This is a genomic window from Corynebacterium propinquum DSM 44285 (assembly GCF_000375525.1).
In the GTDB taxonomy this organism is placed as follows: domain Bacteria; phylum Actinomycetota; class Actinomycetes; order Mycobacteriales; family Mycobacteriaceae; genus Corynebacterium; species Corynebacterium propinquum.
In genome coordinates this window covers 143,434-158,753 of sequence record NZ_AQXC01000005.1, presented here as the reverse complement: position 1 = coordinate 158,753, position 15,320 = coordinate 143,434, and the positions used below count along the sequence as shown (strand labels likewise).

The 15,320-nt window shown below is 58.7% G+C and carries 12 protein-coding genes; 5 read left to right on the top strand and 7 right to left on the bottom strand.

What is annotated here, in order from left to right; all coding sequences use genetic code 11:
- Nucleotides 1–5: 5 nt before the first annotated feature.
- Nucleotides 6–959 (top strand): ParA family protein, encoded by a 954-nt coding sequence (locus B142_RS0106120; protein WP_018120666.1) that lies wholly within the window; start codon nucleotides 6–8, stop codon nucleotides 957–959.
- Nucleotides 960–974: 15 nt separating this feature from the next.
- Nucleotides 975–2,195, top strand: coding sequence for a ParB/RepB/Spo0J family partition protein (locus B142_RS0106115; RefSeq protein WP_018120665.1), 1,221 nt, complete (start codon nucleotides 975–977; stop codon nucleotides 2,193–2,195).
- A gap of 89 nt (nucleotides 2,196–2,284) precedes the next feature.
- Here B142_RS0106115 and B142_RS0106110 read toward each other — a convergent pair whose 3' ends face one another.
- The 7 genes from B142_RS0106110 to B142_RS0106080 all read right to left on the bottom strand — a co-directional run bounded on the left by B142_RS0106110 (nucleotide 2,285) and on the right by B142_RS0106080 (nucleotide 12,737).
- Nucleotides 2,285–3,469 carry an N-acetylmuramoyl-L-alanine amidase gene (locus B142_RS0106110; RefSeq protein WP_026167893.1) on the bottom strand — a complete coding sequence of 395 codons (1,185 nt, stop codon included), beginning with the start codon at nucleotides 3,467–3,469 and terminating at the stop codon, nucleotides 2,285–2,287.
- A 101-nt stretch (nucleotides 3,470–3,570) separates the two neighbouring features.
- Nucleotides 3,571–3,894 carry a thioredoxin gene (trxA, locus tag B142_RS0106105; RefSeq protein ID WP_018120663.1) on the bottom strand — a complete coding sequence of 108 codons (324 nt, stop codon included), beginning with the start codon at nucleotides 3,892–3,894 and terminating at the stop codon, nucleotides 3,571–3,573.
- Between the two features lie 124 nt (nucleotides 3,895–4,018).
- A complete protein-coding gene (gene trxB, locus B142_RS0106100) occupies nucleotides 4,019–4,942 on the bottom strand; it encodes a thioredoxin-disulfide reductase (RefSeq protein WP_018120662.1) in 924 nt (307 codons plus the stop codon).
- 140 nt (nucleotides 4,943–5,082) lie between these two features.
- Nucleotides 5,083–5,778, bottom strand: a complete 696-nt coding sequence (locus tag B142_RS0106095; RefSeq protein ID WP_236658146.1) for an RNA polymerase sigma factor — start codon at nucleotides 5,776–5,778, stop codon at nucleotides 5,083–5,085.
- 150 nt (nucleotides 5,779–5,928) lie between these two features.
- Nucleotides 5,929–9,492, bottom strand: a complete 3,564-nt coding sequence (locus B142_RS0106090) for a murein biosynthesis integral membrane protein MurJ (RefSeq protein WP_018120660.1) — start codon at nucleotides 9,490–9,492, stop codon at nucleotides 5,929–5,931.
- A 15-nt stretch (nucleotides 9,493–9,507) separates the two neighbouring features.
- Nucleotides 9,508–11,904, bottom strand: a complete 2,397-nt coding sequence (locus tag B142_RS12075; RefSeq protein ID WP_018120659.1) for a hypothetical protein — start codon at nucleotides 11,902–11,904, stop codon at nucleotides 9,508–9,510.
- Nucleotides 11,901–12,737: an NUDIX hydrolase gene (locus B142_RS0106080; RefSeq protein ID WP_018120658.1), complete on the bottom strand. Its 837-nt coding sequence runs from the start codon at nucleotides 12,735–12,737 to the stop codon at nucleotides 11,901–11,903. The genes B142_RS12075 and B142_RS0106080 overlap by 4 nt, the downstream gene beginning before the upstream one ends.
- Here B142_RS0106080 and B142_RS0106075 point away from each other — a divergent pair.
- Genes B142_RS0106075 through B142_RS0106065 form a run of 3 tightly spaced genes read left to right on the top strand, consistent with a single transcriptional unit; the run spans nucleotide 12,736 to nucleotide 15,320 of the window.
- Nucleotides 12,736–14,226, top strand: a complete 1,491-nt coding sequence (locus B142_RS0106075; RefSeq protein ID WP_375544308.1) for a CCA tRNA nucleotidyltransferase — start codon at nucleotides 12,736–12,738, stop codon at nucleotides 14,224–14,226. The two genes, B142_RS0106080 and B142_RS0106075, sit on opposite strands and share 2 nt — an antisense overlap.
- Nucleotides 14,227–14,973: an AzlC family ABC transporter permease gene (locus B142_RS0106070; RefSeq protein WP_039733878.1), complete on the top strand. Its 747-nt coding sequence runs from the start codon at nucleotides 14,227–14,229 to the stop codon at nucleotides 14,971–14,973. It begins immediately after the preceding gene.
- A complete protein-coding gene (locus B142_RS0106065; RefSeq protein WP_018120655.1) occupies nucleotides 14,973–15,320 on the top strand; it encodes a branched-chain amino acid transporter permease in 348 nt (115 codons plus the stop codon). The genes B142_RS0106070 and B142_RS0106065 overlap by 1 nt, the downstream gene beginning before the upstream one ends.

Genomic DNA, 15,320 nt, shown 5'->3' with positions numbered 1-15,320 from the left:
TTGGCATGACACAGCAGCCCCGCTTGATCACGATCGCCAATCAGAAAGGCGGCGTTGGCAAAACCACCAGCGCCGTGAACCTAGCCGCTGCCCTGGCCCACCAAGGCCACACCGTTCTGGTCATCGACCTCGACCCACAGGGCAACGCCTCAACAGCGCTGGGTGTGGAGCACCGCACGGGAACAAACTCGAGTTACGAGGTGCTGCTCGGGAACGCCACCGCGAAACAAGCCGTGCAGCAATCCCCCAACCGTGACAACCTGTGGTGCATCCCAGCCACCATTGACCTGGCGGGCGCGGAGATCGAATTGGTGAGCTTGGTGCGGCGCGAATACCGGCTTTCCGACGCTCTCAAGAATGGATTTTTAGACGAATACGGGTTCGATTACGTGTTTATCGATTGCCCGCCTTCGCTCGGGCTGTTGACGATCAACGCGATGACTGCGGTGCAAGAAGTCATCATCCCGATCCAGTGCGAGTACTACGCGCTGGAAGGTGTGGGCCAGCTGCTGAACAACATCACCATGATCCGCGAGCACCTCAACGCGGACCTGCATATCTCTGGTGTGCTGCTGACGATGTACGACGGGCGCACCAAGCTTGCAGAGCAAGTCGTTGACGAAGTTCGCGGGCAGTTTGGTGCCGTGGTTCTGGGCAACGTCATTCCACGCTCTGTGCGCGTTTCAGAGGCACCAGGCTACGGGCAGACGGTCATTGATTATTCGCCAAGCTCACACGGTGCCTACGCTTATGGGGCGGCGGCCAAAGAATTGGATGAGCGCGGCGACTACGTACCCCACAGCTCTACCGGGCCGATTGGGGTGAGCCCGGAAATCTACGAGCAACTCTCGCAGCAAGCTGGCGATGATGCAGCTGACAACGTTGCGGCAGTCGATAATGCCGCAGATAACGATGCCGTAGCAAGCAACTCAGCAGACAATCCAGCGGATGAAGCATAAGGAGTAGGAGTTTTCATGGCGGAGAAAAAACCGAACCACAAACAAGGTGGCTTGGGCCGGGGCCTAGCTGCACTGATTCCTTCTGCTCAGGATGAAGACCAATCTGCACGTCCGCGCCTGGGTAATTCAGCAGCGGATGTGATCTTAGGTTCTGCGCTTGGTGACCGCGGCGCTGCTGCCGGGAAGAATGGCAAGAACGGCTCCCGCAAAGCCGTCCAGGGCGCGGAAACCGACACCGAAGATCGCGCTGATAACGGTGCCGACAAAGGCGCAAGTAAAGGAACCGACAAAGGCGCAGGCAAAGGCGCAGAGGGCAAAAAAACATCCGGAAAATCGACGGTTCCCGGTGCCCCTACGATCGCTTCGTCGTCGTCCAGCGCTGCTCGTTCGCGTGGAGGAAGCCTGGGCCCGCAATTCGGCGCTACCTACCGCGAAGTGCCCGTCGGCCAGATCAGCCCGAACCCGAAACAGCCCCGCACGGTATTCGATGCCGACGACCTGGCTGAGCTGGTGCATTCGATCAAAGAATTCGGGCTGCTGCAGCCCATCGTGGTGCGCCCGTCGGAAGATGGCTTCGAACTCATCATGGGTGAACGCCGCTGGCGCGCTGCATCCCAGGCGGGCTTGTCGACGATCCCCGCGATTGTCCGCCAAACCACTGACGATGCCCTGCTACGCGATGCGCTGCTGGAAAATATCCACCGCGTGCAGCTCAACCCGCTGGAAGAAGCACATGCCTACCAGCAGTTGCTGGAAGAATTCGGAGTGACGCAAGAACAGCTGGCTGACCGCCTAGGACGTTCGCGTCCGGTAATCACCAATACGCTGCGCCTGCTGCGCCTGCCAGTTGATGTGCAACGCCGAGTGGATGCCGGAGTGCTCTCGTCCGGGCATGCCCGCGCGTTGTTGGGCTTGCAGGAAAAAGAACACATGTCGCAGCTTGCCGAACGCATTGTTGCGGAAGGCTTGTCCGTGCGTGGCACGGAAGAAGCCGTCGTATTGCTGAATAAGGGACAAAAGCCTGCGGCGAAGAAGAAAAATGCACCGGCGCCACAGCCGGAATTCTTCACGAACACCGCCGAGCGCCTCGCCGACAAGTGGGACACCAAAGTGACAGTGTCCATGGGTAAGCGCAAAGGCAAAATGGTGGTGGAATTCGGCGACCAAGAAGATTTCCAGCGCATCATGGAACTGATCGAAGGTGCGCACGGAACGCACGGCACCGAAGAATCTTAAGGTTCTCCTGTGCCTAGGGTCGTGGGCCTAGTGGCCTGCGTAGGTGTTGGGTGTTGCCGATGTGCGGTGCTTGGTTAAAGACCAGAGCACTAGGACTGTTCTGCGCGCAGTAACTCCGCGAAATCATACGTGCCTGTCTGCATATCATCCTGATCCAACAGGTACAGGCGCTTGACCCCAACCACGATGGCTTCGGCGATGGCGTCGCGGTGTTGTGGCTGGGTCAAGATGTTGACGTCCTGCGGGTTCGTCAAATACCCCAACACCACGTCAATAGTTGGCATCTGCGGCAAACGCAGTACTTCCCAGGTACGTGCGTGATTGCGACAATCCTGCAGATCAGTACGAGCAACGATTTCCCGCTGCACAAAACCAGAAAGCTTCTCGCCGATCAACGACGACGAACCATAATTTGAACCGAAATAAAACGTCGCAGCGCCATGCGCCTTCTCGTTCTGGTAGTGATCGCAGTGCAGACTAATCACGAGGTCCGCACCAAAAGCATTCGCGATATCGGCACGTTCCCGCTCGCTGGGATCATCCATGCGCGGACGCGAAATAATCGTTTCCACACCAGCAGCAATCATGCGCCCTTCGATGCGGGAGGAAAGATCCCACAGGATTTCTTCCTCAGTGATTTCACCAAAACGCCCACGCACCGTAGCACCCTTGTGTGCCCCGCCCAGGGCAGGGTTAATGACCACCCGCTTATCCGCGAGTTTCGGTCCCGCACGGCGGACCCATTCGCGTTCCCGGATAGCTTGGGTGGAACCGCCCGTCGAAATGCGGCGCCCCAACAGCGACAATGAATGGACCGTGTTGGGCCCGCAGATGCCGTCGTCCTGCAAGCCAGAGTTGAGCTGGTAATTACTCAACGCTTCGTGGGTATTGGGCCCAAAGTGACCGTCGAGGTTGTGGCTGTAAAAACCTAGTTCCTGCAACTGGCGTTGCAGCTGGGCGACGTCGTCGCCAAACAATTCCTGTCCGGGTTGGAAGGACAACACGCGTGCACCCAAGGTGTACGAGGCATGGCGCAACTCCCGGAGAGTGATCTCGTCGATCGTGCCCGAGGGGATGATCCCACGTGACTGCTGAAATGCCTTCAGCGCGTGGGCTAATTCGGCAGTGAAGTACTTGTCTTCCTCGCTGAATTTCTGGGTTTTCCAGTCGGCCACGTCACCATCGAAATGGGCAAGCATGCCCAGCCTGGCTAGGGTGGCGCGTGCTTCGGCTACGCGAGCGGACGAATCGCCGACCTTCAATACTTCCGTCACAACGCTCCCTCGTGCAGCGTGATCGCCATGGATGTGATGTTCATAGTTCGTTGCTGAAATCGCATCAGATACAGACTGTGTTACCTACGGTGCTGCCGGGTTTACAGAACTGCATCGATCTTGCTGACGATCTGCTTTTTCGGCAGATTGCCAGTGAACTCATCCACCTTGGAACCGCCCGAATAGATCATCACCGAAGGAATCGACATCACCTGGAACATTGCAGCCAGGGTGCGTTCTGCATCAACATCGACTTTGGCTACCTTGATCTTGCCGTCGTACTCCTCGGCGAGTTCTTCCAGAACTGGGCCCAATTTCTTGCACGGCCCACACCATTGCGCCCAGAAATCAACGATGACTGGGACGTCAGATTCCACAACTTCAGACTTAAACGTCTGGGACGTGATATCAATTGTGTTGCTCATGTGGTTTGTCACCTCGTGACTTTCTATAAAGAATTACTGCGCACTCTAGTGTAGTCACAACTGAGTACTGCCACAGCGCGCGAAAACGCGCGCCGCGGCGATTAGCCCAACATTGCGAAAAATCTTATTGAGCAGCCAGGTATTCGCCAGCATCGATGGCTGCGCGGCAACCAGAACCAGCGGCGGTAATTGCCTGCTGATAGTGATCATCGACCAAGTCACCGCACGCAAACACGCCTGCAATATTGGTGTGCGTGTGAGGGTGATTAACCTTGACGTAGCCGGATTCTTCAAGATCAACCTGGCCTTTTACCAGGTCTGTGCGTGGATCGGAACCAATGGCGACAAACAATGCCGTGACATCCAGCTGGCTGGTTTCGCCGGTCTGAGTATCGCGCAAAGTTAAACCAGAGACCTTGCCAGCAGATTCGTGAATAGCGTCCACGGTCTTGTTGAGCTCCCAAGAAATCTTCTCATTGTCCTTGGCGCGCTCCAGCATGATCGGCGAGGCAGAAAAGCCTTCGCGACGGTGAATGATCGTCACCGAACGGGCGAATTTGGTGAGGAAAGTAGCTTCCTCCATTGCGGAATCGCCACCACCGACGACCGCGATATCGTGATCCCGGAAGAAAAAGCCATCGCAGGTAGCGCAGGTGGACACTCCACGACCGGTTAGTGCCTTCTCGCCTTCGACGCCGAGGTGGCGCGGTGCCGATCCCGTCGCCAAGATCACACTGCGGGCGGCAAATTCTTCATCACCCACGATGATCTTTTTGATCTCACCGTCGAGTTCAACGCGGTCTACTAACTCCATGCGCAGATCCGCGCCGAACCGTTGCGCCTGGGCACGCATTTCTTCCATCAGCTCAGGGCCCATGATGCCCTTCTGGAAACCAGGGAAGTTTTCCACCTCGGTGGTGTTCATCAACTCGCCGCCGTACTCATAACCTTCAAAAACAATGGGTTTGAGTTCAGCGCGGGCGGCATAAAGCGCAGCTGTGTAACCTGCGGGGCCAGAACCAATGATGGCGACATCGTGAACGATCATTATTTTCCTCCGTTGCTGTGCATGTGTGTCCGATATTCTACGCGCATTCACGGGCACAGCTTGGTGTTGAACCGGGTGCACACGCTTGTCGACGGTGTGTCCTTGGCCTCATTGGTTGTCGTGGCAACTAACCGGAGGAATTATGAGCTAGCTTGCGCGTTTTCCACGGCTTCGCGAACCGCCTGACGCGCCCGCCAACGCCGCGACTTCACAGTCCCCGGCGCTACCCCTTGGTGCTTGGCCACCTCGAAGATGCTGTAACCGGCAATATCTGTCAGTGTTAATGCCTCGCGTTGCTCCGGACTGAGCTGCTCGAGGGCGTCGTTGAGATAGATCCGCGCATCCACGCTCCCGGCTGGATCATACGCCAGCGCCGGATTGCGGTCATGCGGCACGACGTCCGCGTCGATCGTGGGGGTTTCCCTGCGGTGTTTGTGATTCAGATGGTCATAGCCGGCATTCATCACCAGCCGGTGCAGCCAGGTTGTCAGCGCGGATTCTGCGCGGTAGGTATCCAATTTTGTGCTGGCCTTCAGCATCGCATCCTGCACGATGTCATCAATATCGTGATCATTACCCGCATAGCGACGCGCCACTCCACGCAGCCGTCGCCGGTGCTTGGTGAAAATCGCGCTAAATGCACTGGCGTCGCCGCTACAGAAATCGTCGACAAGCTGCTGATCCGAAATCTCGTGGACTGCTGTGTCGTCGGTATGGACGCTGTGGTCTGTGTGGTGTTTGTTGTCGCTCTGCTTTCCGTTGCTGGCGTGCGTGGTCTCCGCCATGATCCCCCGATCGTTGTGGCCTTGCAGGTTTGTCCCCCTTGTGTTCCCCATTACACCGCAGACACGACAACAGCGCCGCCCGGAATTGCACAGAATACTGTGCAACAAAGACCGGACGGCGCTGAAGTTTTCTGCTACAGAGGCTTTTATCGGTGGAGCTTTGATCGGTGAGGCTGTGGAGTGTGGGCTATGGCCTAAGCACTAGGGGCGCACCTGCACATCGTCAACACTATTGAGGCCGGTCACCAGAACATCGCGCACCCGCAGCTCGCCTTCCACGCCGCTGAATTGGATGAGCACACCGCCAGAAAAGTCGTTGCGGCCATTCAGCGAAACATTATTGCGCCCCTCCATCAACGTGCCGGTGGCAATGCGCGGCAGAGAATCGCGGTCGACGCTGGCAGGATCCACCGGCGTCACGCTGGTAGTGCCGTCGTCGCCAGTGATGTCATTGACGGCGAAAACCGAGAACTTGCCGCCTGCGGTTTCGGAACGGATCACCAGATCTTTCAAGATCACCGGATCCTGGGTGGTAACCAACAACGCTGGATCAGGTTGGTGCGATTCCCACACCGTCTGCGGATCACCGTCAATGACCTCTGGAGCCTGCGGCCCATCTGGGAACGAGCGTGCGTCGTGCAGAATCTGGACCACCGGTAGTTCAATCACCGGGGCCGACGGGGTGTTGGTGGCATGAATCGCATCCGATGAGACCGGGCTGGTGTCCTCATTCGTATTAAACAGCGAGAAGACATAGGCAGCCAGGGCGGCCACGGCGATGATCAGCAAGAAGGCGAACGTGGCAATCACGATTGCACCACCACTGGAATAGCCACGGGCACCGAAACCAGCGCGCTCTTCCACATCGGGGGTGGCTTCGTCTTTGACCGGCAAAGCCTCGACGGCACCTGGATCTTCTTCCTCCTCATTGCGGATGAATCGCTGCAATCGATCAGCGATTTCGCGAGGGGTTGGGTCCAGTGGCTCTGCGGCCTGGGCTGCTGCTTGCGCGGCTGCGGTGCCACTGGTGACACTCGGCGTGTGAACCTGCGCCGGCTGATTCGACTCTGCAGATTGATTCGATTGTGCAGATTGTCCGGATTGCTCTGCCCGGGCACCCCGTTCAGCTTGGGAATCCTGCTCAGCTTGCGTATCGCGTTCAGTTTGGGAATCCTGCTGTTCCGGGTGTGCGGTTTTGCGCGGCTCGGTAATCGTCGACAATTCTTCCGGTGTCGGCGAGGTCGATTCCACCAATTGGGAAATCGCAGAATTCAGCGAGGAACGATCCCGCTCGATCGTGTTGTCGTCGAGAACCGCTGGGAACGCCAACATCGCGGTGCCCTGGGTGGAAATGCGCACCCGGTTGCGGTTGTCCAAACCGACGGTCTGGCCATTTTCGTGTGCAGTGGCGATGGTATCGGCAAACGGGGCCAACGCTTCGGCAACGGCAGCCGGGTCCAATCCATCGGATTCGGCTACCGTCTTCAGATCACTACCCGGGATCCAGTCCGCTACCACCAAACAACCGGAGCGGTAGGACAACACCCGGATATTCGGTGCGATGCCCGGCAGGTTCAACTGCGCTAGACGACGCGTGCGACGCGAGACTTCTGCTGCTGCGCGAGCGGATTCCGCCGGGGACATCGCCGCCATCGGTGCGTTACCGGTGGTGGTAACAAACGTCAGCGCGACTTCTTTTCCGGTGGCATTTTCTTTTGCCTGCCAGAACTGTGCGCCGGCGACGCTGCCGTGATCGCGCAGCAATCGGAAACGCCCATCGGAAACCGGTGCACCCGGGGTGAGGCGAGCGCCCCGGACGACACCGGCCGACATCGGTGGTGGCACAGGGCTGGAGTTGAAAGTGTCCTGTGCCAAAAAGCGGGAGGAAATGTCTTGCAGGTCGATCTCGCCGCCCGTGACATCGTCGTCGGAATCGCTGACCTTGATGAACTTCGACAGGCCCGGCAAACGACGAACCACCCGGCCCAACGACTGGATTTCCGGGATTCCGGAAAAGGACAGCACGATACCGGTGATGGTTAAAAACACCACTCCGGCGATCATGGTCGAGATCAGTGTGGCCGCAGACCGTAGTGCCGACTGCAGCACATCCGGAGCCAGATCGACAATCGCCAGACCCCAAGAATCCGGCAGGAAACGCAGCAGGAACAACACCGCGTAGGCACCCGCTAGGCCCGCCACACCAGCACCCAGCGACCAGCCGGAGGCACCAAGCACCTCGCGAGCACGCAGGGAACCGAGCTTCCGGCGCAACAGGAAGACACCGATGATGGCACCGGTGATGAAGCCGAAACCATTGGCTGCACCCAAGAGGATGACCACGGTTTCTGGGCGGGCGGCAATAACGGGAGCCAACAAGGACAGGGCAATTTTCGTCGCCGTAATACCGGCGATGATAAACGTCGGCGTCCAGGCTTCTTCTCGCGCATAAAACACGCGTAGGTGCAGCAGTACCAATGCGTAGGGGATCAGCGTGAAAGCAGAAAAACTCAGCGTCCACCCCAGCAACACCGCGCTTTCTTCCCCGAACAGGCCGTATTGGAACAAACCTTGCGCGATCGGGGTACCAAAGGCAGTAAAGAATACGACGATGGGAATCAGCGCGATAAACGTCAGCTTGGTAGCCACCGTCAGGTCACGCACTACGCCTTTATCGTCGCCGTCAGCAGCGTTGCGCGACAAGCGCGGCATAATTGCCGTCAGCAGGGTGACACCGATGACGCCATACGGCACCTGAATCAACAGCCACGCCTGCTGGTAAATGATCGGTGCTTGGGCGTCGGCAAGCGCACCGATGCGGGTAGTAATGACATAGCCCAACTGGGAAATTGCCACATAAACGATAATCGCGGCGGCCATGCCACCGAATTGCTTCAAGCGTGCATCTACGCCCCACAGCGGCTTCAGGTTTACCTTCGCCCGCCGCAAATACGGCACCAAGATCAGGCACTGGATGACGACACCGGCGGTGGTACCCAGGCCCAACAACACGACGTGGATATCGGTGATTGGTGACGGTGCAGCCGGGTTCAGTGAGCCCGGAACCGTCCAGTACAACAACAGCACGCCGATGGAGATGATGTTGTTCGCCACCGGCGCCCACGCCCCGGGCGCGAAAATGCCCTTGGTGTTCAACACCGCTTGGAACAGGGCAAAGAGCCCATAAAACACGATCTGCGGGAGCAGCAAGAATGCGAACGACGTCGCCTGGACCTCATTGACCTGCCCAGATTCGGGCAGCATCAGCCTGGTAATCCACGGGGCTGTCAGCAGTGATAACAGCGTGATCGCGCCGAGGACGGTGATTGCCAGGGTGAATAATCGCCGGACGAAGGCCTCTCCCCTATCGGGATCTTCCTTCTCCGCGCGCACCAGCACCGGCACCACCAGCGAAGTCAGCACCGCACCGAGGACGATCTCGGTAATCAGGTTGGGCAGCGTGTTCGCCGTATTGAACGCCGAAGCCACCGCGGCACCCAGGGTGGCGGTGATTAAGACGTTGCGCAGAAAGCCCGTGATGCGGGAAATCAGCGTGGCGATCGCCATTGAGCTTGTTGCGCGCACGACATCGGCATCGCTGGCCTTCTCGTCGGTGCGGCCGCCACGCAGATCGGATTTATCTTCTGTTTCTGCTACCGCGACGGGTTGCGGGCGTTTTTTCGGAACTGGTGCCGGCGGGGTTGGTTCGACGATGCGCCCGCGAGTAGATCGAACCGAACCAGTTTCAGTTTCTGTCAACGACACACCAATCTGTTTATGCTAATTCCTTCTGCGACGCCGTACCCGCAACGCCACTGCGGTGGCCAACACTAGGGTTAGCCCCGCTGCGACGCTGTATAAGATCACCGAATCGCTCCTGGTATTCACCGTGATTTCTACTGGTTGTGAAATTCCGGAGCCGGTTGGCGTGGCAAGCCATAGCCGGATATCAGTTCTTCCGTGATCTGCGGGAATATCAGCCGTCATTGATACGGTAATCGAGCCGCGAGCGGGAATGCTAACCTGCTCCGGCGTGTTGAGGCGTGTTCCTTCTGGAGAATCGAATGCCATCTGTGTAGTTACTGGCAACGGGAGCTGATTCTTGGCGACGACGAGCAGCGGTGAAGAATCCGAGACGCGGGTGTACACGTTGCCCGGTGGTGCTAGCGACACGGACTCGCGGAGTTCTTTTAATACCGCGCGGTTGGCGTTGATGCGCGTGGCGGTGGCTGCGACGGCGGCATCGTAGCCGTCTAGGGTATTGCGCTGGTGGTGTGAGAGAGCTACCAGCATATCCCGGCGCAGTGCCAGGGTGTATTCGTAGCGCGTCAATGCGATGTCGGAGTCGTTTCTCATGATCGACATCAACTCGTTGATATAGCGCACCTGCTGGCGTACCTGGGTGATCTCGAGGTCGGTAAACACGCTGGGGTCCGGGTACGGGCTTCCCGACGCTGTGCCGGAGGTTTCCGCGACTGTTGCAGCTGCTTCGTGCGCGCGCGCCTGCTCGACGTAGTTGTCACCGACGGCGGCATCTAAGGGTCGTGGGATTACGCCGGGTTCGGCGAGTACGTCGGCTGCCGCGGACAATAGAGTTTCGGCCACGGGCGCTTCTACCAGTGCGGGCAGCAGCGCGATGGTGGTGGCTGCATCAGGGGCAGGTTGTGCGGCAGTGCGCAGCATGCTGGCTGCCGTGATGTCCCGGGCATGCTCGGAAGCTTGAGCTGTGCCGGTGCGGTATTCCACCGGCGTGTAGGGCGCGGTGACTGGGCTGGCGCCGGTGTCGCTGAGTATTGCGGCGAGCGCGCCGTCGTAGGTGGAGGCGCGGAGGTTGGTTTCCGTGTCGGCGATGGCAGCGGCGGCGCTCGGCACGGCGTCGTCGGCAAGCAAAGCATGCGCACCCTCGGGAAGGTTTCCTAGGGCATAGGATGTTTCCCGTGAAACATAGCCATTTCCCGGTAGCAGCACAGGCCGAGACTCCAGTCCCAGCACTCGCTGCAGTAATTCGGGCCCGCGGTCGGTGGCTTCATGCAACATCCACCCGTCGTGGGTTCCCTGCACCGCGTTGAGGTCCGTGTTCGCCCACGGCATAGCCAGGACGCAATCGACGTCGCGGATCATATCCAGCCACTCGCGGGCGGCGTCTGCTCCCCTGCCCTCGTCGCCAAGATCCGGCTCACGGTCCGCACCCCACGAATCCCGCAGGCGCACCGGCTCATTATTAATCTCCGGGCGCTGTTCATTGACGTAATAACCCTCGGTCATCCGTGCGGCCATGTTCACCACCGCAGGGTCGAGTGCCATGCACGCTGCGCCATCGAGATCATGGTTGCGGTATGCCTCGACGAGTTCATATAAACGCCCACCGGCGGAAATCTGTGTGGTGAAATCCTCCGAGCGCACGATCAGCGGATCATCACCCGTGGCGCCCGGCACCGGGTCGATCTGGGCGGAGACCGGGACGATGACAGAAAACCCGCGCTCGGAGTTTTCTGCGGTATTTTCAGCGCTGTTGTTAGCCACGGTGTCTTCCACCGTGAAGTCGTCTGCCGTGAAATCGTCCGCCGTGAAATCGTTCGCTGCGAACCCCTCGTCAGCCGGCCCTTCCACACGCAACACCAGTCTCTCGCTGGCTAAATGCACCGGGTCCCCATCCTGAAAGCCGGTGAGCGTGAACAATACCGGATACGCGCCCGGTTGCGTGATGCTTAACGACGGCGAATCCGCCAACGCCGTAGAAATATCCATCGACGCGCTAGTGGAACTATTCGGCGCCACCGAAGCCAGATTCACAGCATTGCCCCAATACGGGAAATCACTGTGCGCCAGGGCAGCCTGCGCCTCGTCTGCAGAATTCACAGCATCAGCCCGGCGCACTGTCACCTGGACGTCGCTGAGCTCCGATGCCGAGCGATTATCAATCCGGAATTGAGCCTGCAGCTGCTCGCCCACACCCACCGGCGTGGTAGCGGAAGCACCAGAGGCGATTTCTTCCAGGGAGGACAAAGACAAACTGACGTCGTCGTCGGCAAGCGGGTCATGCGGCAAGCCCCACAACTCGGATTTCTCCGGTGAGACCGGCACTGGCTCGGGTGCGGCGATCGCGGCCGGGGCAGCAATGACACCAGGCAGAGCAGCTACCAGCAACAACGCCGAGAAAGCAGCAGGCCGGCTCATCGCGGGGTGATCCTTCCCGCCTCTTTTTCTGCTCGCGCCAACTCCGGCAGCAAATCGTGTGCCCTGCGGGCTAATTTCCGCTCGTCGGCATACGCGAGACGCTCCATCAGCTCGGAAGCCGGAATCCACGCCACCTCCGTGACCTCCGGGTCTTCGTCGTTCAGCCAACCGTCGACGAAGCGCAACAGGTGATGGTGCACCGTTTTGTGGATGCGCACGCCGTCGGAGACGAACCAGTAATCAATCACACCTAAGTTCTCGAATACCTCGCCGTGGATTCCTGTTTCCTCCCACACTTCCCGCTCGGCGGTCAGCGTATGCTCCTCATCCGGTTCGACGTGGCCCTTCGGCATGGACCACAACAGACGGCCCCGCCGGTCCAGACGGCCAATCAAGGCCACATAAATGCTGGAGAGATCAACCGTGCCGTTCTCCGCGACCGCCTCTGCAAGCCCGGATAGCACCAAACCACCCGCGGACGTTTCCGTGCGGGTTTCCATGACAGAACGCTGGGAACTGTGGCCCCTGCGCGGATGGGCGTTCTTGTTGGCGTGTTTGGGGTGTTGTTGTGACGCTTGCTTGGATGTTCGCTGCTTCGACGAGTGTTGCTTCGACGACTGCTGCTTGGAACTTTGCTGCTTGGACGAGTGTTGCTTGCCCTGTTTGCGTGCGTGGTGTTTCTGCGCAGGTTGTGCGCGTTTTTTCCCGGAGTTCTCGTCCGTGTTTTGTGCAGCATCAGTATTGCCGCCGGCGGGATTGTGACCTCCCTTCTGTGCGGCCGGGCGACGCCGGCGTCGGCGTCGACTTTTGTGGCTTTTTTCCTCGTTAGTCATTACAGATGATCGTAGTAGACTAACGGGGGTGAATTCTTCAGACACCCAGCAGATTGCTTTGTTAGCACGTGCCACCGAAGCCGTCCGCGAGCTTTCCCCGCTCTTAGCAGGATTGGTGCAGCGTTTTGATGCTGCCGGTTATCAGCTGTTTTTGGTTGGCGGTTCGGTCCGCGATGCCATGCTGTCACGTCTGGGCCATGATCTCGATTTCACTACCGATGCCCGCCCGGAGGTTGTGAAGCCAATCTTGGATGAGTGGGCTGAGACCGTCTGGGACACCGGCATCGCGTTTGGCACGGTTTCTGCTGTGAAAAAGGGCGAACAGATTGAGCTGACGACGTTTCGTTCCGATGCCTACGATGGTGATTCCCGTAATCCCGTCGTGGAGTTTGGTGACACCCTCGATGGTGATCTGATCCGCCGCGATTTCAAGGTCAATGCCATGGCCGTGGAATTAACTCTTGCCGACGACGACCCGAACGTGATCACTGGCCGGTTCCATGACCCGGTGGGTGGTTTCGCCGACATGGTCGCTGGGGTGTTGGACACGCCGGATTCCCCGGAGATTTCTTTCCGCGATGATCCGCTGCGCATGTTGCGTGCTGCGCGGTTTGTGTCCCAGTTGGAACTGCGCATTGCCGACCGGGTGCGCGCGGCGATGCGGGACATGGCCGGTGAGATTAAGCGTATTACTGCCGAGCGCGTGCAGGTGGAACTAGACAAGCTGATGGCGGGGGCCAACCCGGTGGCTGGCATCGAAGTGCTGGTGGAGACAGGATTGGCCGAGCACATTCTGCCGGAGATCCCCGCGCTGGCGATGGAACCAGACGAGCACCTGCAACACAAAGATGTGTACAAGCACTCGTTGACCGTGTTGCAGCAGGCAATTGATCTCGAGGATGACGAGCATTCGCCGGATCTGGTGCTGCGTTGGGCGGCGTTGCTCCATGACATCGGCAAGCCAGCCACGCGCGCGAAAAAGCCGGGCGGTGGGGTGAGTTTCCATCACCACGAGGTGGTCGGCGCGAAAATGACGCGGAAGCGGTTGCGGAAGCTGAAGTATCCGAAGGCCGTGATTGAAGACATCGCGAATTTGGTGTTTTTGCATATGCGTTTCCACGGCTTCAGCGAGGGTGAGTGGACTGATTCCGCGGTGCGTCGTTACGTGACTGATGCTGGTGCACTACTGCCCCGCTTGCATAAGTTGGTGCGGGCGGATTGCACCACGCGGAACCAGAAGAAGGCTCGTCGGTTGGGCCGCGCCTATGACAATTTGCTGGAGCGTATCGACGAGATTCAGGAAAAAGAAGACCTAGCTCGCGTGCGCCCGGATCTAGACGGCAACGAAATCATGGAAATCTTGGGGCTGGAACCAGGCCCAGAGGTCGGTAAGGCGTGGGCGTACCTGAAGGAATTGCGCTTGGAGCACGGCCCGTTGGGCAAAGAAGAAGCCATCGCGAAGCTGCGGGAAAAGTGGGGCGTTGCCTAAATGCCTCACTCACCTAGCAGCAAGGGGAATCCTGCGTCACACACTCGGCGGGAATCCGTGCGGGCTGGGTTGCAGGAGGCCGCCCCGGTTTTTCTTGGTTTGGTGCCGCTCGGTTTGGCTTTCGGCGTGTTTATCACGCAGTTGGGGTTCGCCTGGTGGTGGGCCCCGATTTTCTCGGTCGTCATTTATGCCGGGTCCATGGAGTTTCTCGCCCCTGGGCTGATCGGGGCGGGCGTCGGACCGTTTTCTGCTGCACTCACCGGTTTTATGGTGAATTTCCGCCATATTTTCTATGGCTTGAGTTTTCCGCGCGAGAAAATTGCGTCGGTTCCAGGAAAAATATATTCCACGTATGCGCTCACGGATGAGGCTTATGCGATTTCAGCAGCGCGGCCACACGATTCACGTGCCGACGGCACGCAGGTGCTGACCACACAAATTGCCTTGCAAGCCTCGTGGGTGGGTTCTGGCACGCTGGCTGCGCTGACCAGCGCCATGGTGCCGGAAAATATTGCGGGTATGGAGTTCGCCCTGACGTCGTTGTTTATTGTGCTCGGTTGGGAGGCTTTTGCCCAGCATCCGGATTTCTCGTTGGTGTTTGCTGCCGGGCTGTGTGCGGTGGTTGCCGGGGTCTTGGTTAACGCGCAGATGCTGGTGGTGTCCCTGTGCGCTTATTTTTGTTTCGTGTTGCTGCGGCATTTTTCGCCAGCGTTTGATTCTTGGGTGGAATTGCGGGTGCGTCGCTGATGGATAATTACGGATTGCCGGAGGGCATCAGCCTTTCTCAGGTGCTTGCTGTGCTGATTCCCGTGGGTATCGTGACCGTGGTGCTGCGCCAATTGCCGTTTTCGTTTATCAAGGTGATGCGTGGCAGCCCGCTGGTGGCTACGTTGGCTACGTTGATGCCGGTGGGTGTGATGGTCGCGCTGGTGATTTATACGATTTTCCAGCGCCCATTCAGTACTGCGGTGGTGGCCTCTACTGCCGTCGGAATTGCCGCGACCGTCGGTCTGCATATTTGGCACCGCTCACCGGCACTGTCGATTATCGGTGGAACTGCCGCCTACGTTGGCTGTATCAACGTAGTGTTTTAA